General features: G+C 62.0%; 24 protein-coding genes. 11 read left to right on the top strand and 13 right to left on the bottom strand.

Features of this window, described 5'->3' with window-relative positions; genetic code table 11:
• Positions 1-121 precede the first annotated feature (121 nt).
• From RAD16_RS13375 to RAD16_RS13415, 9 genes are all read right to left on the bottom strand, one after another.
• Positions 122-757 (bottom strand): response regulator, encoded by a 636-nt coding sequence (locus RAD16_RS13375; RefSeq protein WP_458158544.1) that lies wholly within the window; start codon positions 755-757, stop codon positions 122-124.
• A 152-nt stretch (positions 758-909) separates the two neighbouring features.
• Entirely contained in the window at positions 910-1,539 is a 630-nt protein-coding gene (locus RAD16_RS13380) for a response regulator (RefSeq protein WP_458158344.1), read from the bottom strand.
• A gap of 107 nt (positions 1,540-1,646) precedes the next feature.
• Entirely contained in the window at positions 1,647-2,447 is an 801-nt protein-coding gene (locus RAD16_RS13385; RefSeq protein ID WP_458158345.1) for a sensor histidine kinase, read from the bottom strand.
• A gap of 356 nt (positions 2,448-2,803) precedes the next feature.
• Positions 2,804-3,049 (bottom strand): hypothetical protein, encoded by a 246-nt coding sequence (locus RAD16_RS13390; protein WP_458158346.1) that lies wholly within the window; start codon positions 3,047-3,049, stop codon positions 2,804-2,806.
• 52 nt (positions 3,050-3,101) lie between these two features.
• The gene (locus RAD16_RS13395; RefSeq protein WP_458158347.1) at positions 3,102-3,908 is read right to left on the bottom strand and encodes an outer membrane beta-barrel protein; all 807 of its coding nucleotides are present in this window, start codon (positions 3,906-3,908) and stop codon (positions 3,102-3,104) included.
• A gap of 152 nt (positions 3,909-4,060) precedes the next feature.
• Positions 4,061-5,323 (bottom strand): arginine deiminase, encoded by a 1,263-nt coding sequence (gene arcA, locus RAD16_RS13400; protein WP_458158348.1) that lies wholly within the window; start codon positions 5,321-5,323, stop codon positions 4,061-4,063.
• Between the two features lie 25 nt (positions 5,324-5,348).
• Positions 5,349-6,782 (bottom strand): basic amino acid/polyamine antiporter, encoded by a 1,434-nt coding sequence (locus tag RAD16_RS13405; protein WP_458158349.1) that lies wholly within the window; start codon positions 6,780-6,782, stop codon positions 5,349-5,351.
• 132 nt (positions 6,783-6,914) lie between these two features.
• Positions 6,915-9,980, bottom strand: a complete 3,066-nt coding sequence (locus RAD16_RS13410) for an efflux RND transporter permease subunit (RefSeq protein ID WP_458158350.1) — start codon at positions 9,978-9,980, stop codon at positions 6,915-6,917.
• Positions 9,977-11,086, bottom strand: coding sequence for an efflux RND transporter periplasmic adaptor subunit (locus RAD16_RS13415; RefSeq protein WP_458158545.1), 1,110 nt, complete (start codon positions 11,084-11,086; stop codon positions 9,977-9,979). Before RAD16_RS13415 ends, RAD16_RS13410 begins: the two co-directional genes overlap by 4 nt.
• 509 nt (positions 11,087-11,595) lie before the next feature.
• Here RAD16_RS13415 and RAD16_RS13420 point away from each other — a divergent pair.
• From RAD16_RS13420 to RAD16_RS13450, 7 genes are all read left to right on the top strand, one after another.
• The gene (locus tag RAD16_RS13420) at positions 11,596-11,751 is read left to right on the top strand and encodes a DUF3551 domain-containing protein (RefSeq protein ID WP_458158546.1); all 156 of its coding nucleotides are present in this window, start codon (positions 11,596-11,598) and stop codon (positions 11,749-11,751) included.
• 306 nt (positions 11,752-12,057) lie between these two features.
• Complete coding sequence (locus RAD16_RS13425) at positions 12,058-12,525, top strand: Na+/H+ antiporter subunit E (protein ID WP_458158351.1); 468 nt, start codon at positions 12,058-12,060, stop codon at positions 12,523-12,525.
• Positions 12,518-12,808 (top strand): monovalent cation/H+ antiporter complex subunit F, encoded by a 291-nt coding sequence (locus tag RAD16_RS13430; protein WP_458158352.1) that lies wholly within the window; start codon positions 12,518-12,520, stop codon positions 12,806-12,808. The genes RAD16_RS13425 and RAD16_RS13430 overlap by 8 nt, the downstream gene beginning before the upstream one ends.
• Positions 12,805-13,098 carry a monovalent cation/H(+) antiporter subunit G gene (locus RAD16_RS13435; protein WP_326904829.1) on the top strand — a complete coding sequence of 98 codons (294 nt, stop codon included), beginning with the start codon at positions 12,805-12,807 and terminating at the stop codon, positions 13,096-13,098. The genes RAD16_RS13430 and RAD16_RS13435 overlap by 4 nt, the downstream gene beginning before the upstream one ends.
• Entirely contained in the window at positions 13,095-14,039 is a 945-nt protein-coding gene (locus tag RAD16_RS13440) for an MnhB domain-containing protein (RefSeq protein WP_458158353.1), read from the top strand. Before RAD16_RS13435 ends, RAD16_RS13440 begins: the two co-directional genes overlap by 4 nt.
• Positions 14,036-14,374: an NADH-quinone oxidoreductase subunit K gene (locus tag RAD16_RS13445; RefSeq protein ID WP_458158354.1), complete on the top strand. Its 339-nt coding sequence runs from the start codon at positions 14,036-14,038 to the stop codon at positions 14,372-14,374. Before RAD16_RS13440 ends, RAD16_RS13445 begins: the two co-directional genes overlap by 4 nt.
• Positions 14,374-16,146 (top strand): complex I subunit 5 family protein, encoded by a 1,773-nt coding sequence (locus RAD16_RS13450; protein WP_458158355.1) that lies wholly within the window; start codon positions 14,374-14,376, stop codon positions 16,144-16,146. Before RAD16_RS13445 ends, RAD16_RS13450 begins: the two co-directional genes overlap by 1 nt.
• A gap of 469 nt (positions 16,147-16,615) precedes the next feature.
• On the opposite strand, the gene RAD16_RS13455 is transcribed toward RAD16_RS13450, so the two are convergent.
• Positions 16,616-17,422 (bottom strand): hypothetical protein, encoded by an 807-nt coding sequence (locus RAD16_RS13455; protein WP_458158356.1) that lies wholly within the window; start codon positions 17,420-17,422, stop codon positions 16,616-16,618.
• Positions 17,423-17,785: 363 nt separating this feature from the next.
• On the opposite strand from RAD16_RS13455, the gene RAD16_RS13460 reads away from it, so the two are divergent.
• The 4 genes from RAD16_RS13460 to RAD16_RS13475 all read left to right on the top strand — a co-directional run bounded on the left by RAD16_RS13460 (position 17,786) and on the right by RAD16_RS13475 (position 23,286).
• Positions 17,786-19,225, top strand: coding sequence for a hypothetical protein (locus tag RAD16_RS13460; RefSeq protein ID WP_458158357.1), 1,440 nt, complete (start codon positions 17,786-17,788; stop codon positions 19,223-19,225).
• A 254-nt stretch (positions 19,226-19,479) separates the two neighbouring features.
• Positions 19,480-19,938: a hypothetical protein gene (locus RAD16_RS13465; RefSeq protein WP_458158358.1), complete on the top strand. Its 459-nt coding sequence runs from the start codon at positions 19,480-19,482 to the stop codon at positions 19,936-19,938.
• A gap of 142 nt (positions 19,939-20,080) precedes the next feature.
• Entirely contained in the window at positions 20,081-21,817 is a 1,737-nt protein-coding gene (locus tag RAD16_RS13470) for a type I secretion system permease/ATPase (protein ID WP_458158359.1), read from the top strand.
• A gap of 50 nt (positions 21,818-21,867) precedes the next feature.
• The gene (locus tag RAD16_RS13475) at positions 21,868-23,286 is read left to right on the top strand and encodes an HlyD family type I secretion periplasmic adaptor subunit (RefSeq protein ID WP_458158360.1); all 1,419 of its coding nucleotides are present in this window, start codon (positions 21,868-21,870) and stop codon (positions 23,284-23,286) included.
• On the opposite strand, the gene RAD16_RS13480 is transcribed toward RAD16_RS13475, so the two are convergent.
• From RAD16_RS13480 to RAD16_RS13490, 3 genes are all read right to left on the bottom strand, one after another.
• Entirely contained in the window at positions 23,283-24,122 is an 840-nt protein-coding gene (locus RAD16_RS13480) for a LuxR C-terminal-related transcriptional regulator (RefSeq protein ID WP_458158361.1), read from the bottom strand. The two genes, RAD16_RS13475 and RAD16_RS13480, sit on opposite strands and share 4 nt — an antisense overlap.
• A gap of 144 nt (positions 24,123-24,266) precedes the next feature.
• Positions 24,267-24,842: a hypothetical protein gene (locus tag RAD16_RS13485; RefSeq protein ID WP_458158362.1), complete on the bottom strand. Its 576-nt coding sequence runs from the start codon at positions 24,840-24,842 to the stop codon at positions 24,267-24,269.
• A gap of 465 nt (positions 24,843-25,307) precedes the next feature.
• Positions 25,308-26,342, bottom strand: coding sequence for a Gfo/Idh/MocA family protein (locus tag RAD16_RS13490; RefSeq protein ID WP_458158363.1), 1,035 nt, complete (start codon positions 26,340-26,342; stop codon positions 25,308-25,310).
• Position 26,343: the final 1 nt, after the last annotated feature.

Below are 26,343 nucleotides of genomic sequence, written 5' to 3' on the forward strand. Positions count from 1 at the left end.
TCTCGAGAGCAGTCGCCTGCGGGCAGACCAGTGCCGCGACATGTGCGGATCGAGACTAAGGGGACATCGGTGCCCCCGGCATCCGGGAAAACCCTCGACCGCCGCAAGAATGTTCCGGACGTCAAGGCGACACTAACTTCTTGCGAATGGCATAACGCACAAGCTCCGCGGTCGATGACACCCCAAGCTTGCGCATGGCCGCGGCCCGATGAGTTTCGACAGTCTTCACGCTGAGCTTCAAGATGGCGCCGATCGACCTGTTCGTGTGGCCCTCGGCGATGAGCTGGACCACGCTCTGCTCGCGCGACGTGAGCGGTACGTCGGACTTGTTCTGCTTGTTTGCCCGGTAATCGTGCAACAGCTTTTCCAGGAGGACGCTGGTGAAGTAAGGCCTGCCGTCAAGCAAGGCCTCTATTGCAGAAATCAAGTGCGTCCTGGCGTCCGACTTGAACAGGAAGCCACGCACGCCGGCCAGGATTGCCTCGGTCAGGAGCTCCTCGCTCTCGTGCATCGTGAGAATCAGCACCTCGGTGCGCAGATGCATCAGCCTGAGACGGCGACTGACCTCGATGCCGTTCATCAGCGGCATCGAGTAGTCGACGATCACGATGTCGGGGAGCGTTTCCAGCGTCAGCGCCACGGCCTGCTCGCCGTTGGTCGCTTCTCCGCTGACAATCCAGTCGGAGCGCGTGTCGACGATTGCGCGAAGCCCGGACCGCACGACTTCATGATCATCGGCTATCACGATGCGCTTCACGGCGTCGTTCCCGCATGTCGACCCGGAACTGATCGGGCAATCAACGGTGATGACCAGCAGCCAAGTCGGCTGAACATATCGATCATCCATCCAAGAGTTATCCTACAAAACCCTGATCCTTCCCGGCGAGTTTACCAACGGTAGGCTCTCGATCACGCGTCAACCAGTCTCGCCCGAACGGCATATCGGACCAGACCGGCCGTCGAACTCACATCGAGCTTTCGCATCGCAGCGGCCCTGTGAGCCTCCGTCGTCTTCACGCTGAGGTTCAGTATGGCGCTAATGCCCTTGTTGCTGTAGCCGTCAGCGACCAGCTTGACCACGAGCCGCTCGCGCGGTGTAAGGCCCCGATAATCGGTCGTGTCCTCGGACATTCGCCGGTCCAGTTCGTGCTCCCCGTTCCTGCCATGAAACGGCCGGTGCGCCAGAAGCGAGTCCACGGCGGCGAGCAGCAGCTTGTTGGCATCGGACTTCATCAGAAACGCCCGCGCGCCGGCCTGGTAGGCCTGCTGAGCCAGCAGGCTGGAATTGTGAACCGTGAAGATCAGGACTTCGGTCAGCAGCGGATAATCCTTGATTCGTCGGGCGACTTCGACGCCGGTCATGCGCGGCATCGAAAAGTCGACGATCGCGACATGCGGCTGGCTCTCGATCGCGGCAGCGACGGCCTTGCTGCCGTCGCTCGCCTCCGCCACGACCTCCCAGTCGGCACGTTGCGCAAGCACCGCTCTGAGGCCCGAACGGACCGCTTCGTGATCATCGGCGATAAGGATTCGCTTCATGGAAGGAACTCCTAGCCTCTGGCACCCATGTTTCGAGTATGGAGCCGTGGTCAGACGCAGCTTCGGCGTCGCATCACTATCCCTCTGTCGGGCGCCCGCGTCGGTACTCACGATTGCAAGGAAGCTCGCCGCCTGCGTCTTCTTGCTTCATCGTGATATGGGAACGCTGCGCACAATGTTGTGCCGCCGCGCCCCGCTTCCGGATTGGAGTGAATCTCGAGCGAGCCACCGAGCTGCTTCAGTCTCGCCCGCATGGCTGGAATGCCAACTCCCATGGATGTCGCCCGATTGCTGTCCTTGACTCGGACGGCCGGAAAGCCGCGGCCATTGTCGCTGATCGTCAGGCGGAACTGTCCGTCAGTCGCGACGGCAACAATTTTCACCTCGGTCGCCTTGGCGTGGCGGAAGATGTTCGCGAGCCCCTCCTGCACAACCCGTAGCAACGAACACTGGCTATCATAGGACAGCCGATCAACAGTCGCATCGATATCGGTGCAGACGCGCAACGCCGTTCGTGTTGCAAAACCTTCGGCGTAAGACTCGATCGTCGCTTTCAATCCCTGCAGCATAGCATTCTGGGGATGTAGAACATAGGTAAGAGAGCGTATCTCTTTAAGGGCCTGATCGATCGACGCATCGACGTCGTCGCAAATGTGCTCGAGCCCGTCGTTCGCACCAAGACAGCTACGGATTCGCATCATGCCAAGGCTCGCCGCGACCAGATGTTGGCACGTCGAATCATGAAGCTCGGCCGCGATCCGCTGCTGGATGTCTTCCTGAATGTCAGCCAAGTTGACACTATCACCGGGATCGGCGGCCTCGTCGAGGCCCTCCGGGACAATCAGCCGCTCCGTGATGCTGGGCCGCACCGGGGGGCTCGCAGCAGAACTGTATTTCACGGTACGCACCCAACTTTCCGGGCCATTCCCGGAATCGGCTCTCGGCGTCGATTACGAGAACTACCCTCCCGGTGGGCCTCGCAGCGACGAACGTCCGCAAGAGCCACCCTTAGGGGATTGCCCCAGAGTATACCTCCGTACTCTTTCCACAACCACTGGGTTATATTCTATGCGCGCCAAAACCATGCATAGCTGACATGAATTTCAGCATATGCATATGCAATTCGTGCCAGCTGATGGCCGGACCGTCGTGAAGCTCGACAATAACGACTAAAACTCTCGACAAGCAGCGCTTCAGATCCAACGGTCTTGAAGCAATCAGCAGATTGCCGAGCGAGCTCGGGGCAAACGGGCAATGGCCGCTGTCAGCTGCTACTGCCGCTCGCACTCTTTTTCTTCTTCTTTCCTTTGGAAATCGGAGCGGGCTGGGGCTCCGGCGCGATCACGAGCGGATGAGACGGCACTCGAAGGCGATTTGTCCTAATGTCGTCTCTGAGCGCATCGGTATCCAGGCTCTGACTTCGTTCGACGGAATCACGAGGATCGGCGACCCCAACAGTCGGCGCAATCACTCCGAAAATCATTCCCGACAGCACGATCAGGTGTCTCACCGGCATTCCTGGGCTCTCTCAATCCTTGGATTCTCTTAATTCCTGGGCTCTCTCAAAAGGCGAAGTCCAGTCGGGGACCGATCCGAAGATCCCTGTAATGCCGAAGCGGAACATTCGACGTTCGCACCTCGTACAATACGCTGGTGGTGAGCGAAACATTGCTGGCGAAATTGTACTTCAGCCCGACATCGGCAGAATAGAGCTGGTCTTGCCGCCCGGAGTTCAATCCGTCGGTGAACCAATAGGCTTCGAACAGCGGCGCGCTCACGATCGACCATCTGGAATCGAGTTTGACCTCGATGCCGAGGACAGCATCGAAGCGCCAGCGACGCGCCTCCGCCAGATCCGAGAACCGATAGGTCAACAGCAACAGGGGGGACAAGGTCACATTATTGAGCTGGAAGTCGTGAGCCACGGACCCCATCACGTCGTGGGAGGTGAAGGCGAGATCACGATAGACGCCGTCGAAATCGTAGCGGTTTTCGTAGATGGCCGAGAACCGCCAGCCGTTCCAGTTCTCGGTCAGTCGCCCCCCGAGGCGGGCGACAGCGAAGTTTCCGTCCTTCTCCTGCGCGAACGCTTCGTACTGCGAACGCGCATAGAGCCGATATGACAGGTCCCCTGTCAAATAGCCGTCCAATCTGACGCTGACGTCAGGCTCATAGTAGGCGTCGGACCTGCGGTTGTCGCGGCTGAACAACGCATTATCGGTAAACGTTGGAGATACCGAGCCAACGACGCTCCAGGATGGCAACGGGACGCTGCTTTCCCTCATCTCGGCGCGGTCAAGTTCAGCCGCCCACGCGCTGCCCGCGCTGAACATCGCGATCGCCGGCAGCACGGAAAATGAGCGTCGCATGGCCATCCCCATCGCTTTGCGAACACCACGACTCGTCCAAATTGGGCGGTAATTGTGGCGTGTTAATGTTCCGATATTACATCCCTGGTTGCACTCACAGAACGAAGCTGTTTCGCCCGTGTCGGAACGAGAGTGCGAACTGGCCGGTCAGTCTAATAATCCACCGCGTCCCTGATGATCGGGCACGTCATGCAATGACCGCCGCCGCGACCACGCCCCAGCTCCGCCCCCACGATGGTAATGACCTCGATCCCCTCCTTGCGCAGCAACGTGTTGGTGTAGGTGTTGCGGTCGTAGGCGAAGACGACTCCGGGCGAAGCGCACACGAGATTGGCACCGCTGTCCCATTGGGTGCGTTCGCGCATATAGGCGTTGCCGCCCGTCTCGACGACACGCAGCTTCTTCAGACCCAGCGCTTCCCCGACGACATCCACGAACGGCTTGTCGTCCTTGCGGAGCTCGACCCCTGCGGAGTTGTTCGCCGGCCGATAGGAGAACGCCGTGATGCCGTTGACGATGTCCGGATAGAGCAGGACGCAATCGCGGTCGGCAAAGGTGAACACGGTATCGAGATGCATCGCCGCACGCAGCTTCGGCATCGCGGCGACGATGACACGCTCGGCCGCCTTCTTCTCGAACAGCGCCGCCGCAACCTGGCTGATGGCCTGCCGTGAGGTGCGTTCGCTCAAGCCGATCAGGACGTTGCCCTTCCCGATCGGCATCACGTCGCCGCCTTCGAACGTTGCAAGGCCGTGGTCCTTGGTCGGATCGCCCCACCAGACATTGACCTTGCCAGCGAAATCCGGATGGAATTTGTAGATGGCCGCAGCCAGGATCGGCTCTTCGTGTCGTGCCGGCCAATACAATGAATTCAGCGTGACCCCGCCGTAGATCCAGCAGGTCGTGTCCCGCGTATACAGCGTATTGGGAAGCGGCGGCAGCAGGTATTCGGTCATGCCGGCCGCCTCGCGAACCAGCTTGAGCGCTTCCCCGCCATGGGCGTCGGGGAAGTCGTAGGTCGATACCCCGCCGATCAGCGTTTCCGCCAAATCGCGAGGCTTGAGACTCTCGAGATAGGAGCGCAACTCGTCGACCAGACCCAGACCGACCTGATCGGGAACGACCTGGTTGTCGAGGATCCATTTCCTCGCCTCAGGAATCGCGACGGTCTCTGCGAGCAGATTGTGCATCTCGACGACATCGATGCCGCGATCGCGCATCTTCTGCACGAAGTCGAAGTGATCGCGCTTGGCATTTTCGACCCATAACACGTCGTCGAACAGCAGCGTGTCGCAGTTGGAGGGCGTGAGGCGCTGATGGGCGCGCCCCGGCGAGCAGACCATCACCTTCCTCAGCTGGCCGACCTCCGAGTGGACCCCGAACGGGGCCGAGGAGTCCGAGGCGTGATTTGTCATGACAGTTCTCCAGGAGGTCATCCGCTCAGATGGTGATGTAACCCGTTGCCAATCCGTGGATTCCAACTGCAGCGGCGATGGCGACTGCGATGAAGATGCCCCACTCGATCGAGGTGAAGACCTTGGCCTTCTGTTCGAGGCGGGCCCACAGATACAGCGCCGTGCCGGGCGCGTAGAGAATGGAGGCCAACAGCAGGTATTTCATTCCGGCCGCATAGATCAGAAAAAGGGTGTAGACGACGGCGATGCCCGTGAAGATCAGGTCGCGACTGCGTTGGTCCGGCTGCTTCTCATAGGTGTCGCCGCGCCTGACCAGCAGGAGCCCGTAGGCGGCAACCAGGAAGAACGGAATGAGGTTCATGACGCTCGTCAGATTGAGCATCAGCGCAAAGGCATCCCGCGACCAATAAGTGCTGATGACGAAGAGCTGAACGACCACATTCGTCAGCCACAGCGCCGGCGCGGGAACCTTGTTCGCATTCTCGGTGCCGAAAATGGCCGGCATGTCCCTGGTCCGGCCGGCCGCCGAAAGCACCTCGGCACAGATCAGCGACCAGGCAAGATATGCACCGAGCACTGAAACCAGAAGTCCGATGCTGACGAAGACGGCGCCCCAATGGCCGACCACCGCTTCAAGCACCGTTGCCATGGATGGTTGCCGCATGTCGGCGATTTCGGCACGGGGAAGCACTGCATACGGCAGCATCGTGACGAGCACCATGAGACTGGTCACGATGACAAAGCCCATGATCGTCGCAACGCCAACATGGGATCGCTCCCGCGCGTAGCGCGAATACACGCTGGCACCCTCGATCCCGAGAAAGACGAAGACGGTGACCAGCATGGTCGCGCGGATCTGATCGAACAGACTCGTGTCCGGCATGCCCTCGCCGCCCCAGAAATTGGCGCGGAACATGTCGGCCTTGAATGCAAAGATCAGAATGATGATGAAGATCAGGATCGGTACGATCTTGGCGATGGTGACGATCGTGTTGATCGCTGCAGCCTGCTGCACGCCGCGCAGGATCATGAAGTGGAATAGCCAGATCCCGACCGACGCAACAATGATCGCGATGACCGTATTGCCGTCACCGAACACGGGAAAGAAGGCGCCCAGCGTCGACTTGATCAGGACCCAGTAGGATACGTTGCCTATGCAGCTTCCCGTCCAGTAGCCAAGCGCGGACAGGAAACCGGGATAGTCGCCGAATCCTGCCTTCGCATAGGCATAAACACCGGCGTCGAGATCGGGCTTGCGCTCGGCCAACGACTGGAAGACCCGGGCCATTGTGTACATGCCCCCGCCGGCGATGCACCAGGCGAAGATGGCGCCAAACGGGCCGGTGGCGATGCCGAACGTTCTGGGCAGCGAGAAGATGCCCGAGCCGACCATTGAGCCGACCACCATCGCAGTCAGGGCGAACAGCGACAGTTTCTGAATGGATGGCGTCCCGGTCATGAGAAAACCTCGAACCGCGGCCGACCGGCATCCCGGCCGAGCAGCGTTCTTCGACACCATGCGCCCCGAACAGAAACCGCGACATCGGGTGGATTACCGAGCCCGTCGTGAGGAATTCCCCGCGTCCTGCAGCTAGGCGGAAGGCGATTCCGTTGGAGGCCGCCATTTTTCGTCGCGACCAAACCAGGTCACATACAGTGTCGGGAGGAAGATCAGGGTCAGAAGGGTCGCGGCGAGCAATCCCCCCATGATCGCGAAAGCCATCGGCCCCCAAAACACTGTCGGCGCGATCGGGATCATTCCAAGGACAGTCGATATGGCGGTCAACATGATCGGCCGGAACCGGGAACTGCTGGCGTCCACCGCCGCCTCCCAGGGCGACTTGCCCAAGGCGCGTTCGGCGTCAATCTGACAGATCAGGATGACCGCGTTCTTGCTGATCATGCCGAGGAGAGCAAGCACGCCGAGAATGGCGACGAAGCCAAGCGGCCTCCCGGACAGCATCAATGCCGCGACGACTCCGATCAACCCGAGCGGCGCGACGCTAAGGACCATAAACAGCCTCGGAAAGCTTTGCAGCTGCACCATGAGGATCGTGAACATTGCGAACAGCATTACGGGCACAACGGCGAGCACCGACGCCTGGGACTTCTGACTCTCCTCCACCGTCCCGCCCACGACCACGTTGTACGAAGGCGGAAGCGTCTTTCTAAGGTTTTCGATCCCCGCCGACAGTGACGTGACCACGCCCTCCGGCAACTTGCTGCCGGCGATGGCGGCCTGGACAGTCAAGGTCGGGACGCGATCGCGCCGCCAGATCAGCGGGAACTCCTGGTCATATTCAAAGGAGGCGAACTGGCCGAGAGAAACGGTTTTCCCGCCCGGCAGCGCCACTTGCAGATTACGCAGACCGTCCAGCGAGCCCCTTTGCTCCTCGGTCGCGCGCGCCACGACGTTGACGAGGTAAATATCGTCGCGAACCTGGGTGACCGGCGTTCCCGTGATCACCGTGTTCAGGACGGATGCAATCGCCTGCGAGCTGAGGCCGAGAAGACGCGCCTCGTTCTGATCGACGCGAATGCGCACCTGTCGATCGGGCTCCATCCAGTCAAAATTGACCTGCTTGATATCAGGACCGGATGCAACGATTTGTCCGACCTTGAGCGCGATCTCCCTCACCCCCTCCACGTCGGGCCCGCTGACCCGATACTGCACTGGCCATCCAACCGGCGGTCCAAGCTCGAGCGGAGAAACGAAGGCAATCGCCTTCGGGAATTCCTGCGCCAGCAGCTTTTCAAGCCTGGAATGCAGACGCTCTCGTGCCGCAACATCCTTGGCGACCAGCACGATCTGCGTGAAGAAATCGTTCGGGAGCTGCACGTTGAGCGGCAGGTAGAAGCGGATGGCGCCACGGCCGACATAGGTGCTCCATTTTGCCAAGTCAGGATCGGACGAGAGGACCGCATCCAGGCGCTTCGCAACGGTCTCGCTCGCGTAGATCGACGCGTTTTGCGGCAGGCTGATATCCACCACCAGTTCCGGACGATCCGACGACGGAAAGAACTGACGCGGGATCAGCGGCATCACAAGGACCGAAGCGACGAAGAGCGCCGCCGAGAGCGCTATCGTCAGCCACCTGACCCGCATCGCCGATATCAGAAGCTTCCGGTAGATGCCGAAGATCCGTCCTGGATCCGTGGTGCTGGTCTGCGTGGGCGGAACGAGGATCGCAGCGCCGAGCAGCGGTGTGAAAATCACCGCAACGAGCCACGACACCAGCAGGGCAATCGCGACCACGGCAAAAAGCGAGAACGTGTATTCGCCAGCCGCACTCGCCGCAAAACCAACCGGGATGAAACCCGCGATCGTCACCAGCGTGCCCGCGAGCATCGCCATCGCGTGAGTTCGATAGGCGAAGGTTGCCGCTTCGATCTTGCTCGCCCCCTCCGCCAGCTTGGCCAGCGTTGCATCCGTCGTCGTCATCGCATCGTCAACCAGCAGCGCAAGCGCGATGATCAGCGCCCCAAGCGATATGCGTTGCATGTCGATGCCGAGAAGCGCCATGACAGGAAAGACGATCGCCAGCGTGAGCGGTATGGCAAGCGCGATGATCAGGCCCGGCCGCACGCCGAGGCTGATGAAGCTGACTGCCATGATGATCGCGATCGCCTGGATCAGCGAAACCATGAATTCACGGATGGCGTAGTCGACCACAACAGGCTGGTCGGCAACCAGGATCGGTTCGATTCCGATCGGCAGCTCCGCGGTGATCCGGTTCATCGCCTTTCTGATATTGGCCCCAAGCGCCAAAATATCGCCGCCATCCCGCATGGCGATTGCAAGTCCGATTGCGGGATGGCCGTTAACGCGAAACATCGGCTTGGGCGGGTCGGTGTAGCCGCGCCGCACCTGCGCGATATCGCTGAGGCGAAGCATCCGGCCGCCCGCCGAGAAATTGATGTTGGCAATGTCCTGCTCGGACTGAAAGCTGCCCGACACGCGAATCGAAATGCTTTCGGAACTCGTCTGGATTGCGCCCGCCGGACGCACGACATTTTGGGATTGGAGCGCGGCAATGAGTGCCGACCTGTCGATTCCGAGGGCCGCAAGCTCCTTCGTGGAGAACTCGACGAAGATCACCTCGTCCTGCTCACCCAGAAGTTCGATCTTCGACACGTCGGATACGAGAAGCAGCCTCGAGCGAATATCCTCAACCCGATCGCGCAGCTCCCGCTGGCTGAAGCCATCGCTAGTGAAGCCGTATATGATGCCGAACGTGTCTCCGAATTCGTCGTTGAACCCCGGTCCGATCACGCCGGCGGGCAGCGTATGCCGCATGTCGCCAATTGACTTGCGCACATGGTACCAGGTGTCGGCGACTTCCTTCGCGTTGGCACTCCCCTTTAGATTCACGAAGACAGTCGAGACGCCTGCCCTCGTGAAACTGCGCAGGAAATCGAGATGCGGCGTTTCCTGCAGGTGCCGCTCGAGGCGCTCTGTCACCTGCTTCATCGTCTCTTCCACAGTTGCGCCGGGCCAGGCGGCCTGAACAACCATGGTTTTGATGATGAAGGCTGGATCTTCGTTGCGACCCAGCCGGAAGTAAGAGAGTACACCCGCGACCACCGCGATGATCATCATATAGACGACCAGCGACCGGTGTCTGAGCGCCCAGTCGGAAAGGTTGAATCCACTCATTGCACTGATCCGAGAACCCGCACCTTCTGCCCCGGATGCAGCGCCTGGACGCCCGCGGTGACCACCACTTCGCCGGTATCGAGGCCCTGCGAAATCACTGCCTGGGCTTCGTCGAAGCGCAGAACGTCCACATTGCGCACGGCGACCGTACTGGTGGCCGGATCGACGATCCAAACAGCGGGGCGTTGGTTCATCCTGGTCAGGGCGGAGGACGGAACATCGATCATCGGGCCTGCTCGCGTGCTCACTCGCCCGACGACCGTTGCGCCAAGGCGCATCGCTGGCGGAGGATCGGTCAGACCGACCCTGACCTCAAATGTCCGGGTCACGGCGCTGGCCTGCGCAGCAACTTCCCGAATGCGCCCCTTCGCGCTTATCGCCCGATCATCCGCGAGACTGACCTCGACGTCCGGATCGGCAGACGCCGATCTGATCAATTGAGAGGGGACATCGAAGACGGCATCGCGGCCGTCCTGGCGCGCGATCCTTGCGATCATCTGCCCGACCTGAACCACTTCGCCAGCCCCGGGCCCTGTCGCGGTGATCACGCCGGGGGCATCGGCCTTCAGTTCGGTGAAGCCGACGAGATCATGTGCGGCGCTCAGCTGCGCTTCAGCCGCCTCGACCTGGGATTGCGCTGTTTGTTGCGCCTGGGTCGCGGCGTCGAAATTGGCGCGTGTTGTCCACCCCTGCGCCAGCAGCGTCTCCTGACGGTCGAAATGATTGCGCGCCTGGGTCAGTTGCCCCTGTGCCGCCGCGAGAGCCGCCTGCGCCTGCCGAAGCGTATTCAATTCGTTCTGGGACTCCAATCGCGCCAGCAGCTGGCCTGCCGTGACTCGGTCGCCAACCTTGGCGTCGTTGTTCAACAGCCGCCCGGATATCCGGAAGGACGCGTTCACTTCGTCTTCAGCTTCGATGCGTCCTGAGAACGTTAACGGGGTCTCGATCTTTCGCTTTTCCACGGTTGTCGTCCGCACAATTCGCGGTGCCGGCGGATCATTCGTTGCTTCCTCCCTTCCGCAGCCTGCCAGCATCGGCAGCGATGCCGTCGCAAACGTCAAAGTCACCAACGTAGCAATGTATCGGGGCGTGCGGCGGCTGCGCATGAACATGATCTCTTCCGTTCCGGGAGTGAGACATTGCCGGGCAGATCGTCCTTCCTGGTTGCGGTGTCCCAATGTCGCCGTTACGATTCTTGCCAAACGGGCCCGCTGCCGACATCGGTAAATCTACTCGATGCAACCGGATGAAAATTGTGCTCCGCCGATGTCTGCATCTTGGGAGATTCCCAAGACCTGATCAGGCAATCACCCGATATCGCCGCCCACGCCAAGAACCGATGATCCAACCATCAGGTGAAGCACACCGCGCGCAGCAATGTCGCCAGCGCGCGACTGCGCTTCGCATGATCGGCGTCATCGATCCCAGGTGTCGCGGCTAACGCGGCTCCGATCTGGCTCGCTGCCGCCAAAACGGCATCTGGCACGCCTGGCAAGTCACCGGGGCCGGCGCCGCAGGCAACGCTCGAACGTGGCTTCAACCGAGAAAAGGGATCAGGAGGATCCAAATGCGTACCCTTATCTTAGCCGCAGTCGCCATCCTGGGAACGCTGGCGATGACACCCTTGGCATCACCGGCAATGGCTCAGCAGAACCAATGGTGTTCCAAGTTCAAGGGCATGACCAATTGCAAATACTCCACTGAAGACCAGTGCCGCGCCTCCAGGAGCGGAAGAGGCGGCACGTGTTTCCCCCGGCAGGCGTCGCGCTAGTTGCACGGCAGGGCCGCAAGATCCTATCCAAGGCGATGGCGCCGGACGATCCGCTCGTGGGTGCCATCGGAACCCTTCTGGATGACGATGTATCGCCATGCCGGCTTGCGGCTCGGTGCATCGAGTGACCAGCGGAGCAGCGCGGCATATGCGGCAGCGCCGCCGGACCATATGTCTGCCCCCGGCAAACGCGCGTTGTCGAGGCATCGTAAGGCCCGACAATGCAGATCGGGTGCGAACGAGGAAGCCGACATGACAAGAGCTTCAGTTGGTGGAGACGGGCGTGCGGCCGTCGCAGACGGACGATTGTGGCCGATCGCGACGTTCCGAGCGGTATTATTCCTCTGCCTCTGGCTCATACTATCCGGCGCCCATGCTGGCGATCTACCGGCCGCAGCGGCCGCAGTCGCGGCGGCAACATGGACAAGCCTGCGCCTCCTCGAACCGAACAACTCGCGGCGGTCGCTCCTGGCCCTCGCTCGCCTGGCATTGCTTTTCCTGTATCACTCCGTCGTCGCCGGAATCGACGTTGCGGGACGCGCGCTGAATCCGCGGCTGCCGCTCCATCCGGGATTGATCGCCTATCCCACCGGTCTTTCACGCGGCGTGCGCCGGAACGTGTTCACCACACTCACCAGCCTGTTGCCGGGCACGGTGCCTGCCGGCGAGGAGGATGGACAGATCATATATCATTGCCTCGACGTGACGCAGGCCGTCGTTGCCGATCTTGCCGCAGAGGAAGCGGCGCTGGTTCGGGCGCTCTACAATGACTGAATTCCTGACCGCTGCAGTCGGCCTGATCCTCGCGCTTCTCGGGCTTGGGCTGGTGTCGATCTTGCGCGGCCCGGGCGATGCCGACCGGATGATGGCGACGCAATTGATCGGGACTGCGGGCATCGCCGTGTTGCTTCTGCTCGGCACCATAACCGGCGTTCCGGCGGCCATCGACGTGGCGTTGATCCTCGCATTGCTCTCCACTTTCGCCTCCATCGCGTTCGTCAAGAAAGGGCTTTCCCGCCTCGAGGCCGATTATGCCAGTTCACCGGAGGATCGATGAACATCGCCGGCGATATCTTGACGATTGTCGGCGTGTCGGCGGGCGCGTTCTTCTTTTTCGCCGGCACTGTCGGCCTGCTTCGCTTCCCCGATACGCTGACCCGTTTGCACGCGCTGACCAAGGCCGACAATCTCGGTCTCGGCTTCGTGGTGCTCGGATTGCTCCCGCAGGCAGCAAGCCTCCGCGACGGGTTGAAGTTGATCAGCATCTGGATGTTCGCACTCCTTGCAGGTGCCACGGTCTCCCAACTGATTGCACGCGCGGCACGTCAAGGCGGATCAGGCAGATGAGCATCGCAACGGTCTTCGAGATCGGTCTCGCCGCCGTGGTGCTGGGCCTTGCTGTTTGGACCATCGCCGTGCCCGAAACCTATTCTGCAACGGTCGGATTCGTCGCCTATGGTCTTCTGGTTGCACTGATATGGGTTCATCTCGATGCGGTCGACGTCGCCCTGACCGAGGCGGCCATTGGTGGAGGCCTGGGAGGTGTCCTCCTGTTGAGCGCGACCGCGCGGTTGCGCGATGGCGAGGCGATGGCGAGCGAGCGAGCCGGCCGGATCGTGCATCTGGGCGCGGCGATATTGTCTGCTTCGATCACGGTGACACTGGCCCTCGCGATCCTGCTTCTGCCTGATCCGGCACCGACACTTGCGCCGGCTGTCGTCGCGAATGCCGGAGCGACCGGAATGGCCAACCCGGTCACCAACGTGCTGATGGCCTTTCGCGGATTAGACACGATGCTCGAGAAGGTCGTGCTGCTGATGGCGATTGTCGGTGTTTGGTCCCTCTCATCGGAACAAGCCTGGGGCGGCCGTCCCGGACCGCGGCACGAGGCCGATCCAAACGGCGTCCTCGTGTTCCTTGCCCGGCTATTGCCTCCCGCCGGGATCGTCGTCGGGATTTACATCCTTTGGGCAGGCGCCGATGAACCCGGCGGAGCGTTCCAGGGTGGCGCAGTTCTGGCATCCATGTGGCTGCTGGTCATGATGGCCGGGCTGGCGGATACGGCACCTGTGAGCAGCCGACGGCTGCGGCTCGTCCTGGTCGCCGGGCCCGGCTTGTTTCTTGTCGTGGGCATCGGTGGGCTTTGCTTCGCGCCGGCGTTCCTTGCCTATCCGGTTGCGCTTGCCAAGCCTCTGATCCTGGGCATCGAGGTCGCGATGATCCTGACGATCGCCACGACTCTCGCCCTCCTTCTCGCCGGCGTACCGGAAAGGGGAGCGTCGCAATGAGCGCCGTTACGGTATTCGGCTTGTGCGCGGCCGCAGCGGTCGGACTTGGACTCTACGGTCTGATCACCCACCCGCAACCGCTTCGCAAGATCGTCGCGTTCAATGTGCTCGGGAGCGGCGTGTTTCTCCTGTTCGGCGTCGTCGGACGGAGAGGTGCTGCGGCGGGCTTTGGTAACGATCCAGTGCCACAGGCCCTGGTAATCACGGGAATAGTGGTTGCCTTTTCCGCAACGGCGTTGGCGATCGCCTTGCTGCTCCGGTGGTTCAACATGGCCGCCACGACGGCCGACGGCCGCGCGCCGGAGAATCTGCGCTCTGATCCGTCCGGTGGCTGATGCCATCCTCTGCCCCCGCGCTGGCGACGACCGCGTCCGGTCTCCTGCTCGTGCTGTCGATCGTCGTGCCGGTCGCAGGCGTCCTGCTGGCATTTGTTCTCGGCGACCGCCTCGTCCGGCTGATTGCCTTCGCGGCGATACCGCTGGGGCTCATGATCGCCGGCGCCGTTGTCGTGGCCTCGGCGCAGACCGACCCCCTGGTCTATCTGCTCGGTGCCTGGCCGCCTCCGTTGGGAGTGGCCCTGCGCGCGGACGGACTGTCGGCGGTCATGCTCGCGATGACCGCTATCGTAATCTGTGCGGTTGCTGTCTTTGCCGCACCGATCTTCCGCCCGGCAGCAGCGGATGCGCGACGCACATCCTTCGCATTCTGGATCCTGTTGCTCGCGATCTGGGCGGCGCTGAACATCATCTTCGTCGGCGGCGATCTCTTCACCCTCTATGTCGCCCTGGAGTTGCTGACATTCGCCGCGGTGCCGATGGCCTCTCTCGAAGGACGTGCGGAAACGATTCAAGCTGCGCTTCGCTATCTTCTCTTCGCGTTGCTCGGTTCGGTTCTCTACCTGCTGGGCACCGCCCTGCTTTATGGCCTCTACGGCACGCTCGACATCATGCTCTTGTCGCATCGCGTCCGTGCAGAGCCCGGCGTCTACATTGCGGCGGCCTTGATGACGACCGGTCTCCTCGCCAAGACCGCGCTCTTTCCCTTGCACCTCTGGCTACCGCCCGCTCACGCGGGCGCACCTGCTGCGGCGAGTGCGATCCTGTCCGGCCTGGTCGTGAAGGGCTCGTTCTTCATCCTCCTGCGGCTTTGGTTCAACGTCCTGCCGGGCCTGTCCGGCTTTGCCGCCGCACAATTGCTGGCAGTCCTGGGGGCGGGTGCAATCGTGGTCGGAAGCGTGGTCGCCCTGCGGCAAGAGCGCCTCAAATTGCTCATCGCATATTCGACATTGGCCCAGATCGGGTACCTCTTCCTGATGTTTCCGCTCGCCGCCAATGCCTCGGGTCGCCTCGAGAGCGGACCGGCGCTTGCGGCCGGCGTGCTGCAGGCGATCTCTCACGCCACCGCAAAGGCAGCCATGTTCCTGGCCGTCGGATCGATCTATGCCGGGCTGGGCCATGATCGCATCACCGGGCTAAGCGGCGTCGCACGAGCCCTGCCCTTCAGCGTCCTGGCCTTCGCAATCGGCGGCCTCGCACTGATGGGTGTCCAACCCGGCGGCGCGGCCCTCGCGAAGGAGTTATGGCTTCAAGAGGCGACGAGGACCGGACAATGGTGGTGGGTCGTCGCGCTCCAGGCCGGCGCGATGTTCACGACGGCTTATGTTGCGCTGGTTCTGGCCCATGCACTCGCGCCCTCCGATCAGCGAATCTTGCTCGTCCGAACAGCGCCGCCGAGCCGGGATCTGGCAGCGCTCGCCCTGGCGATCTGCTCGCTGTTGCTTGGCCTGGTACCGTGGGAGCCATGCCTGCCGATTCCCCCTCACGCGACAGCGAAATCATTCGGCATCGATGCGCTCGCCGACCTGCTCCTGTCCGTACTGGGAGGTTCGGCGCTCGCAATCCTGTTCAGTCCCTGGGCACATCCGCCGGCTTCTTCGGCAGCCTGGAAACGGCTGACAAGCTTGATCGGCCCGTTGCGGCGCACCTGCGTTGGACTGGGCAGCCTTGTCGAAAGAGGCGACGGCGTCCTTCGTCAATGGTCGACGGCGGGCATTTGCCTGCTCCTGCTCGTGCTGACGCTCGCTGCATTGACATACGCCGCGAACTGAACACCCCGCACGTTCGGTTCGAACCGTGCGATGCCATGGCGCGTTTTCCGCTGACAGGTCAACTCCATCGCGAACTCGATCGACTGTCCGGATCTGCCCGCCGCGACTTATCTCACACCGCGATCGCGCCGTGGTGTGAAAGTGTCTGTTGCAGCTTCCGAAATACCCCCACCGACCATTGCTGGATTGCGGCGACAGTGCACTCAATGACTCTGGCCGCTTTCGCGGATTCGAAGGCTCATGAACTAAGTGCACCGTCTCTGTAATATGTAACGCTGGATGGCGAAGACCTGCGGATGCTGACGCTGTTCGGGCGGAAGTAGAAGCAGGCCTCGGTGCGTGAGCACAACAATGGATCGCCGTCGCCGACCCAGGATCGGGCCCTGACGCCTGTTCGGAAAGTCCGACCTGAACCAAAGACCGTCTCAGCTGTTCAGGTCGCCGCCGGAGCCGACCCGAGACATGCGGTTCAGGCCGAATGGCCGCTTTGCGTCGCCTCCCCGCGTAGTCGCGTCTTGACCAGCAGCAGCCGCTGGCAAGCGGATAGTAACTGGGGCAGCAGCACGGCCCACCGAATGGTTGGACTCGCGCTCAAGACGGAGGCAAGCCCCAAAGCCATCAGCAGCATGCCAAGCCAGGTCCAGACCCGTCCGTCATCGCCCGCCTCTGCGGCGGAAAAGGCGAGCGGCGCGGCCGAGGCGACAACCACGTCACTGGCGGCCGGCGCCGCCGCCAGGAGTGCCTCCACGTCGACCTGGCGCGGCGTGATCTCGTCAGCCGTGAGCCGGTCGCGTTTGGAAAGGGGGGCCGGCGACGCGCGGGTTGCGATCCCGGTGGCGAGGACGGGACTGGCATCAACCACCTGCGCGGGCACGGACGGGCTAGGCCGGGACGTATCCGCAGGTGCGGCGCGCGGCAGCTCCGCGCGCGCATCCACCACCGCCTTCCGCTTGCGCGCCGCGGTCTGGTTCTCTTCGGCCGTGGCGGCACGATGTTTGGTGGCGCGTTGCTGAACCAGCTTCTTCGCCGGCTCTGTTCCTTCGGCTATCTGGAACCAGCATCTGCGCTGGCCTTCCACCCGATAGACCCAGTGCTGGCCATCGGCGGTCGACTTGCCGGGCCGCGTCAAGCACTCCGCTTCCGCGGAAGCGGGCGCAGGGGCTGTGGCGGGACCGGCATTGAAGAGTTCGGAAAGAGGCGTCGAAAACGCGGATGATGTCGAAAGACCTGCAAAAAGTGCAAAAGCGGCGTAACAAACTCGCAAATGACCGGACATGGAAAACCCCGGTGTTGCGCCCCCGCCCGGACTGGAGCTTTGGCCGTGACCTGGGTCGCAATGCGACTTAAATCCGGCAACGCGGTGGATTCATTTTGGCCGCAGGCGAGATGCCGGCGACCTGGCCGTCAGCTCGATTGTCCATTTTCGCCATCCCCTCAAGGTCGCATTTTCAAGCATCGGCCCACGCAAAGTTGCAAAGGCTGTAACTTTACCCGAACGGATGTAGCCGATGTTACGGGTGCCAGACGAAGCGCTATATCCGAACTGACGACTGGGCATTCGACCTTCCCGGGATGACATTCTGTCCGGAGTGCAGAACCCGTCCGATCGCGCGGAGCGATTGCGATGAGGGAGGCTACGATGGATTTTTCGCGGATGTCGGATGGAATCCGGCTGCATCTCGCCTCCCATCGCCACGATGGGTACGATGATGACGACGAAGCGGGCCCGGCACCGAGCGCACCGTTCCTGGCTCACGCGGCCGGCGGTGGCGCCCCGGCCCATGGTCCCGGCCCGTTTGCAGGTCAATTTGCGGATTCTGGAGCGCCCCCCCCGAGCGCGAATACCCAGCATCATGACTCCGCCCCTGTTCAATCCAAACATTCCACATCGGGGGTCGACACGGGCGGCCACGCCGGCAACCACGCTGCGGCGGGCCTGGATGCTTCGTCCACCACGCCCGCTTCCGGCGCATCACATCCCGGGATGGGTATTGCTACGGTCGAGAGCGGAGCGAACACGGCCGGGAATGGCGGAGATGGCTACTTTTACGGAAGTATCATTCACGCGTCCCTGTTGATCTATCAACCGATCAACATCTCGGTGAGTCTGGGATATGGCTCGGTCGCCCTGGCCGACCAGTCCAACAATTTGAATGTCGATCAATCCGCCTTTCAGATCGCCGGCGTCGGCGGCCATGGCGGCAATGACAACATTGCATCGGGAGGCAGCGTCAGTACGTCCTTAGGCGCCGGCGTGATCGCGAGCGGCGACAACAACGCCGGAAACGGCGGCAGCGGCTATTTCTCGGGCGCAATCCTGGACGCTCCCGTGGTGATCTATCATCCGATCAATATTGCGGTGGCGGCCTCGGGCGGCACTGCGCATGCAAGTCAATCGAACACGGTGGACATCGATCAGTCGGCCACCCAGATCGCGGGCGTCGGCGGAAGTGGCGGAAATGGCAGTTTGGCCGCCGGCGGCAGCGTCATGACGCTCGACCCCAGCTGGGGATCAAGCAACGGAGGGGGCGTCCCGGACGTTCAAACGGGCGGAAGCCAGGTTGGCAATGGCGGCGACGGCGCGTTCTACGGCGGGCTCGTCCATACCTCCTTCGTCCTGTACGACCCGATCAACATCGCAGTCGCGGGCTATGGCTCCAACGTTCATTCGGTCCAGACAAATGACGCCTACGTCGATCAATCCATCATGCAGATGGCCGGCATTGGCGGGCACGGCGGCAACGGCAACGCCGCGGCGGGCGGCCATGCAAGCCTTCCTTCCCATGGCCTGTGGGGAGGCTCCGACACGATCGCGACCGGTTCGAACGGCGCAGGCAATGGCGGCAACGGATATTTTTCCGGCAGCCTGATCGATGTCAGCGTCGCAATCTATGCACCCATCAATATCGCAATCGCGGGTCCCCATTCGACGGCCGTGGCCGATCAGGTCAACAACGTGCACATCGACCAGAGTGCGGTCCAGATCGCTGGTGTTGGCGGGGACGGCGGCCATGGCAATCTCGCACTGGGTGGCGATCTTTCTGCCCATCTTCTGTCAGATATTCACCTGATGGGATAGCGAAACATCGCGCCGCTCGCACAAGCCCGATCGCGAGCTGCGTCGACGCGACGCAAGCTCGCCCTGCGCGCCCTCCCGGACGCTTCCCCGATGCTGCGCGATGAACGTCATCCTTTCGTACATAGGCCGACCAACCGAATGCTGTCCGATTTGACATCTATCGCCATCGCGCGTGGGCGGACCAGACTTGCCGCGCGCGTCCGCCTGATCGGGATGGATGATGCACGAAAGCCAACACAACGAGGGAGGCACACATGATGCCCAAAGCGATCCACATCTCGGACTCGATCGAATTCAAATCGATCAGCACGGGTGGCCAGAACGTCGGAAATGGCGGCGACGGCACCTTCAAGGGAGCCATCATCAGCAAGCCGACGCTCAACTTCGATCCATCCAACAAGGCGGTCGGTGCCGACGTTCACGTGAGCACCGGCGATCACGTCAAACAGACGGCAGATTGGGATGCCGGCGGCGCCAACGCGAAGGCCTCGTATTTTTCGAAGGCCCATGGCGGAGACGCCGAGTCGAACGGAAGCCAGAAATCCTACAGCGGTTACGACACCTCCAAGGTCTACGCCAATACGGATGCGAGCCAGATCAACAAGGTCGCGGTGGACCAGCATCAGGAGGTCGTTGCCGGCCTCGGCGGCAATGGCGGAGACGGCAACGCCGCGCTGGGCGGAGAAGTGAGCTTCCACCTCGATACGTTCTGACCACCCGGCTCGTCCGACGGGCAGGACCGGTGGCCGCCGCCACCGGTCCTGAAGTTCGAGCCAATACCCCGCCGAACCCGTTGGCAGATGAAATTGGCCATCGGTCAAGTGCGCCGGACCTCGATTTCAGGCGGTGACGATCATGCTGATGCCGCCCATTCGGTTGCCTATCCTGCCGCAGATCGGGACGCCACTGCACGCGGCCCTCCGGTCCTGCGCGGGACCGCTCGGTCTCGTATTCGCGTATAGCTGCAGCTACAATCTGCTCCTGTTTGCGCCCTCCATCTATCTTCTTCAGATCTATGACCGGGTGTTGTCGAGCCGGAGTGGCGACACCTTACTCCTGCTCACGCTAATCGTCGCGATCACTGTGGTCGTCGGCGGCGTGTTCGATGCATTGCGGCGCGCCGTCCTGGGACGCCTTGGCGCCTGGCTCGACGATCGCCTTCGTCCTTGCGTGCTTTCGGCCGGTCTCGAATCGGCGCTTCGCAGCGATTGGACGCAAGCATCGGGCGCGTATCGGGATCTCACCGTGCTGCGGCAGTTCGTCGAGTCCGGCGTATGTACGATGCTGTTCGACGCGCTCTGGGCGCCCTTGTTCCTCCTTGTCCTCTTTCTGATCCATCCCCTGCTTGGCGTGGTGGGCGCCTGCTGCGTCGCCTTCCTGTTCGCACTCACGGTTGCCGGAGAGCTGGTCACCGAAGACGTTCTGCTCAGATCCGGCGCCGCGCTGTCCAGAAGCTGCGGCCGCCTCCAGACTACAGCGAGCAACATCCACATGATCCGCGCCATGGGAATGCTCGATAGCGCTGCGCGTATGATCCATCGTGACGCGCAGCACGCCCGCAGGGAGCGCGATGTGGCACTCCGGCGAGGCGAGATCGTCTCGCTGGCCACCAAGCCGGTTCGCGCGCTGTCACAGGTCTTGATCATGGGGGCTGCCGCGTGGCTCGTCCTCGATCACGGGAAGAGTCCGGCCATCATCTTTGCTGCCACGCTGATGTTCAGCCGTGCGCTCGCGCCGGTCGAAAGTGCGGTCGCAGGCTGGAAATCACTCATGACGGCCGTGAGCGCCTGTCAGCGGCTCGGCGCACTTCTCGCCGCGTTCCCCGTCGCCCGGCAGCAGAGCGCGGAGGTTTCTCCGCTGCAGGCGCCAAGCGGCCTCGTCGTCGACAATGTCGGCGTCAGGCTTGCGGGGACCAACCATCTTCTGCTGAACGGTGTCTCGTTCAGCCTCATGCCCGGAGAATGCCTTGGCATTATCGGTCCGTCCGGGTCAGGCAAGTCCTTGCTCGGCCAGGTGATCGCCGGGCTGTCGATGCCAACGCATGGCCGTGTCGTCCTCGACAATACCGACGTCTCGCTGCTTCGCGAGGGCCGAAACGGCGACCGCCTCGGATATCTCCCCCAGGACATCAACCTGCTCGGCGACACGATCAACGACATCATCGCACGCCTTGAAGATGCCGACCGGCGGAAGGTCGTCGAAGCGGCCAAGCTCGTCGGTATCCATGGGGCGATCATGCGCCTGCCGCTGGGTTATGACACGGTGGTTCAGAGTGAAGCAACCTTCTCGCGCGGGTATCGGCAGCGCCTCGGTCTTGCCCGCGCCTTTTTCGGCAGTCCACGCCTCGTCGTTCTCGACGAACCCAACGCCAGCCTCGACTACGGGGGCGAGCGAATGCTCCTGGATGCCATCGAGCACATGAAGCTCGCAGGCGTCATCCTTGTCGTCGTCACTCACCGGATGGGTCTCCTCGCCGCCACGGACAAGATTGCCATCATGGAGGGCGGTGCGGTCGCCGCGTTCGGCGACAGCGAGGACATCTTTGAACGGCACCTGAGCCGCCCCCAGGTTACTTCGCAGATTGCGCCATGATCTGGAACTCTTTCACCATATGGAAGCATCCCGCCGTCTCGAGACTTCCCATGATCTGGGACCAGCTCATGCGAGCGCCGGCGAGCCCCCCGCCCGCCCGGCGATCCGGCGTCGTGGTGACCGCGATCGACGATTTCGAGCCTCTGGAATTTCCATGGTGCTCGACGCCCACGCCGACCTCTCCGCGCGGAAGGCTTCGCGGTGTCACCGTCGCGGGCAATCTGCTGGTGCTCTGCTTCATGCTGGGGCTTGGTACATGGGCGAGCCTCGCGCCGCTCGAGAGCGCCGCGATCGCCTCCGGCGTCGTGGAATCGGAATCGAGCCGCAAGACGATCCAGCATCTGGAAGGTGGCATCGTCAGCAAGATCCTGGTGTCGGATGGCGACATCGTGCGAAGCGGCCAAACGCTGGTCGCGCTGGAGGACACCCGGGCGAGCTCGGAGGTGCAAAGTCTTCAAGGCCAATTTTGGGATGCAGCTGCTCGTGCCGCACGGCTTCAGGCCGAGCAGCAGAGATTCGAGAGGATCGCAATCCCGGACGCGCTGGAACAGGACAGCAGGCAGAGCGGAGTGGCCGCCGCTGCAGTGTCGGCGCAGCAATTCATTTTCCAGGCGCGCCTGCAGGTTCACGAGTCGCAGCTTGCGGTCATTCGCGAACGAAGGCGTCAAGTCGAGAAGGAGATCGAAGGTCTCAAGGCTCAGGAAACCGCCACCGGGCAGCGGGTCGACATCGTTCGGGAGGAGCTGGATATGGTCGCGACCCTCGTCAACAAGGGACTCGAACGGAGGCCGCGGCTTCTGAACCTGCAGCGGGAGCTGGCCGACGTCGAGGGCCGCCGCGGCGAGATCGCCGCGCAGATTTCCCGCGCCGGACAGGTCATCAGCGAACAGCAGGCCACACTGTTCAAGCTCGAGAGCGAGAGGCAGAACGAGATCGCACAGTCGCTTCGTGAAGCACAGAACCAGATATTCCAGCTCCGCGAGCGGTTGCTTGCGGCCAGGGATCAGCTATCGCGAACGGAGATCAAGGCGCCCGAGGACGGCGTGATAACCGATCTGCGGATTCATACGGCCGGCGGCGTCATCGGAGCGGGCGCTCCACTCATGGACCTGGTGCCCCGGCAAGACCGCCTCATCGTGACCGCGCGCCTGAGGCCCGAGGACATCGATGTGGTTCATCCCGGCCTCAATGCCGAGGTTCACCTCGTACCGTACAATCAGCGTCGCGTGCCTCGCCTGAGGGGAACCGTCGTGCGCGTGTCCGCAGACCGGCTCCTCGACAAGCGCACCGACCAGCCATACTACGCGACCAAGATCCGGATCGACGACGGGCAGATCGTCGCGAACGACATCCAGATCGTCCCCGGCATGCCGGTTCAAGTGTTCATCACGACGGGGCGCGGCACCGTGGCTCTCTACGCGCTCAGGCCCCTGCTCGACAGCTTCCGAGGTGCATTCAGAGAAGACTAAGTCTCATGAGCTGCGCCGGGGTCGTGATCGCGACTCTGCGCGGGCAACCGGCCGCGCCAGCGGAGGACGGCTTCCGTCCGATTGTGCGCAGCACATTTCCTCATAATATGCTGGATGTGCATTTTGACAGTGCTTTCCGAGAGGTTCAATTTGGCGGCGATCAGCTTGTTAGGCAGGCCGAGCTCCAGTTCCGCCAGAACCTGTTGCTCACGAGGCGTAAGGTCGGTCACGCTCCTCGCGATAGCCGCTCTGGCTCCCTCGTTCATCAGATAAGCGGGCCCGCGCGCATCCGGTGACTCGAAATCCGGTATCCTGTTGATCCCGGCCACGGGCAACGGCCTGTAGGCGCCGCCGACAAGAACAAGGCGCAGGCCAGCTATCGCGATCTCGATTGGTAGCGAGGTGGAAAGAAAGCCGCGCACGCCCCGCTGCATCGCGGCCTGCACGGTCGGCTCGTCGTCATGGTTTGACAGGACCACAGTGGCGGCGTTGGGACAACACTCCGCAACGAAGGCGAGATCGTCCTCAACCGAGGGATCGCCGATGGGCTTGTCGGCGATACTCAGCATCACCAGACGAACATCGCGGGCTGACGTGCAGTCCAGGCCTTGGACCGTTGCCATGTCAAGGATCTCAAGTTCGTCCAACTCGCTCCTGAGGACGTGCAGAATACATGTACGAGGCAACAGGAGCGGCTCGATGATCACCAGAACCGGCAAGTGAAGCGATTCGTTGAGCCGTTTTGAAGTGTTGGTTATGTCGTGCATGATGTCCTCGAGATGAAAAGAACTTCCGCGATATTCCCATTCCGTATTGCGTCTCCCCTGCTGCTGCATTCATCCTGAATGCATCAACACGAGAGCGGCGCAGTGCCGCCGTTAGTGCCGTATCCACTGCGAGATCACTTGGCACCGGGGGAAATTCTTTCCGCTCAAATCATCTGGGCGCGCACCACGCCGTGGCGCAGTCGACGCATTCCCTCAATTGCAGATATTTCGATACGCGGTTGACGCCGCCGACCCTGAATTTCCGTCGACGACATATGCTTCATCCTCCTTCACGAGATACAGAAACGCCCTCTCTCCAGTCTCGCCGCCTGACGCGCTTCTTCCTTTCACGAGCCCGCAAATCGTATCCACGCGCCGTCCACGCACGTTCTTTCGCATTGCGCGCTTCACGTCGCTGAATTCGACCGTTTCCAGATCCGCCATCTGCGTCGCGATCGCAATCTTCGCCTTGTCCAGAACAGGATCCGGCATTTCCGCGGGCCGTTCGGATGCCGGGACGCTGATCCTCGTCCGCGGGGACGCCGTTTTGGCAAGGTCGCTTGATCCGCGTTTCTTCGGAGAGGATGTCTTGCCGGGCCTTGCCGGCGTTGCGGAACTCGATCTGACAACCGCAGGCTCTTGCGCCAACGCCGTCGGCATTGGCTGCGCGGGTTGGGCGACAGCGAAACAGGGGCGTGACGCGCATCCGAGGAAATACCCTCGGGAAGGCGCAAACCAGCCAAAGCCGATCAGGACTCCCGCCAGCACTCCGACAAAAAGCAGTCCCATCCGATTCCCCTCCTCGGGAGCTCGGCTCGCACTCGTAACTAGGACTAATTCCGCGCTGGTGATCTATCTGTTGCGCAAAAGCATTAAGCGCTCATTAAGCGCGCGCCGTTGTCCGGCCCATGCCTGGATGGGCCGGATCAGATCGGGTTCCAGACCGTGCCGAGACCACGACAAGCGTCGCACGAGACCCGGCTTGTTCTGCGGGAGAAATGAAAAAAGCCCTTGCGGGCCGTTCTCTTAGAATGGTGGGCGCACCAGGGCTCGAACCTGGGACCCGCTGATTAAGAGACAGCGGTGCGTTTACGAACAATCAATGACTTGCTGGTCGCACCACTGGGCTTATTCGGCAGAAGATAGGCGTTCGTCGCACGATCATAGTGCTTAGTTTCTCTTCCCGTTCGCGGCGCCTTGATCGTCGCATTTCTTGCGCGATACTCCGGCGTGGACGCCCGTACTTGCCTGGTATCAAACCGACACGAGAGTTCCGGTTTCCGCTGCGCGCTTGATTGCGTTGATCACCTCGAGGGTTTTCAGCCCTTCGCGCCCGCTCACCACAGGCTCGGCCGTACCGCGGACAACCTCGCAGAAATTTGTGATCTGCAAGCCAAGCGGATCTTCCTTCTTGTAGTTCAGCCGCTCACGCTCGATTGGCGCCCACCAGCTGGCCTTGCTGGGGTGATGCCAAAGCTCGAGTTGCGGAATGGCCAGCGATCCGCTCGTGCCGCCGATCTGGTAACACGTCTCCTGCGTATGACTGTAGGCCGGGTTCTCACCAGTAGTGAACTCCCAGCTCCAAGGCGACTGGATGGTATCGGAGACATTGACCGTTCCCAGCGCGCCGGAGGCGAGGTGCAGGATAATCACCGCGGTCTCTTCAACCTCATTTCCACGCAGCCGATTGGATTGGGCAGCCTGCACCGCCACGATATCCCCACACAGGTAGCGAAGCAGGTCGACATCGTGGATGAGATTCAGCAAAACAGGCCCCGCCCCTTTTTCGCGGCGCCAGGCTATCTCGAAATAATCGTCCGGCTTGATCAGCCAGAACATGCCATGCACCGACACGATCTGGCCGAGCCGGCCGCTGTCGATCACCGCCTTGGCGCGCTGGATCATCGGGTTGTGGCGGCGATGATGACCGGTGAGCAGCGGTACGCCGGCACGCTCGGAGGCTTCGACCAGGGCTCGTGCGGCGACGACGTCATCCGCCAACGGCTTCTCAATGAGCGCCGGGATGCGAGCTGCGATGCAGTCCATGCCGTTGGCAACGTGCATCTGATTGGGGGTGGCGACAACCACCCCCTCCGGCCGATTTTCGCGGAGCATGTCCTGAAAGGACGAAAACCAGTCCACCTTCAGCGACACCGCCAACTCTCGTGCCGCCGGCATCGGATCGACGATCGACGACAGGACCGCCTCCGGCCGCGCGAGAATGTGTTCAATGTGTCGCTTGCCGATGAGCCCCGCTCCCATCACCGACAAGCGAACCGGTGCAGTCATA

Source organism: Bradyrhizobium sp. 18BD (assembly GCF_054185225.1).

Coding starts and splice junctions, on each gene's coding strand:
- RAD16_RS13490 (WP_458158363.1), bottom strand. CDS start 26,342: ATGACTGCACCGGTTCGCTTGTCGGTGATGGGAGCGGGGCTCATCGGC.
- RAD16_RS13395 (WP_458158347.1), bottom strand. CDS start 3,908: ATGCGACGCTCATTTTCCGTGCTGCCGGCGATCGCGATGTTCAGCGCG.
- RAD16_RS13445 (WP_458158354.1), top strand. CDS start 14,036: ATGAGCGCCGTTACGGTATTCGGCTTGTGCGCGGCCGCAGCGGTCGGA.
- RAD16_RS13480 (WP_458158361.1), bottom strand. CDS start 24,122: ATGCAGCAGCAGGGGAGACGCAATACGGAATGGGAATATCGCGGAAGT.
- RAD16_RS13455 (WP_458158356.1), bottom strand. CDS start 17,422: ATGTCCGGTCATTTGCGAGTTTGTTACGCCGCTTTTGCACTTTTTGCA.
- RAD16_RS13405 (WP_458158349.1), bottom strand. CDS start 6,782: ATGACCGGGACGCCATCCATTCAGAAACTGTCGCTGTTCGCCCTGACT.
- RAD16_RS13430 (WP_458158352.1), top strand. CDS start 12,518: ATGACTGAATTCCTGACCGCTGCAGTCGGCCTGATCCTCGCGCTTCTC.
- RAD16_RS13410 (WP_458158350.1), bottom strand. CDS start 9,980: ATGAGTGGATTCAACCTTTCCGACTGGGCGCTCAGACACCGGTCGCTG.
- RAD16_RS13440 (WP_458158353.1), top strand. CDS start 13,095: ATGAGCATCGCAACGGTCTTCGAGATCGGTCTCGCCGCCGTGGTGCTG.
- RAD16_RS13415 (WP_458158545.1), bottom strand. CDS start 11,086: ATGCGCAGCCGCCGCACGCCCCGATACATTGCTACGTTGGTGACTTTG.
- RAD16_RS13470 (WP_458158359.1), top strand. CDS start 20,081: ATGCTGATGCCGCCCATTCGGTTGCCTATCCTGCCGCAGATCGGGACG.
- RAD16_RS13465 (WP_458158358.1), top strand. CDS start 19,480: ATGATGCCCAAAGCGATCCACATCTCGGACTCGATCGAATTCAAATCG.
- RAD16_RS13380 (WP_458158344.1), bottom strand. CDS start 1,539: ATGAAGCGAATCCTTATCGCCGATGATCACGAAGCGGTCCGTTCGGGC.
- RAD16_RS13420 (WP_458158546.1), top strand. CDS start 11,596: ATGACACCCTTGGCATCACCGGCAATGGCTCAGCAGAACCAATGGTGT.
- RAD16_RS13475 (WP_458158360.1), top strand. CDS start 21,868: ATGATCTGGGACCAGCTCATGCGAGCGCCGGCGAGCCCCCCGCCCGCC.
- arcA (WP_458158348.1), bottom strand. CDS start 5,323: ATGACAAATCACGCCTCGGACTCCTCGGCCCCGTTCGGGGTCCACTCG.
- RAD16_RS13460 (WP_458158357.1), top strand. CDS start 17,786: ATGGATTTTTCGCGGATGTCGGATGGAATCCGGCTGCATCTCGCCTCC.
- RAD16_RS13435 (WP_326904829.1), top strand. CDS start 12,805: ATGAACATCGCCGGCGATATCTTGACGATTGTCGGCGTGTCGGCGGGC.
- RAD16_RS13485 (WP_458158362.1), bottom strand. CDS start 24,842: ATGGGACTGCTTTTTGTCGGAGTGCTGGCGGGAGTCCTGATCGGCTTT.
- RAD16_RS13450 (WP_458158355.1), top strand. CDS start 14,374: ATGCCATCCTCTGCCCCCGCGCTGGCGACGACCGCGTCCGGTCTCCTG.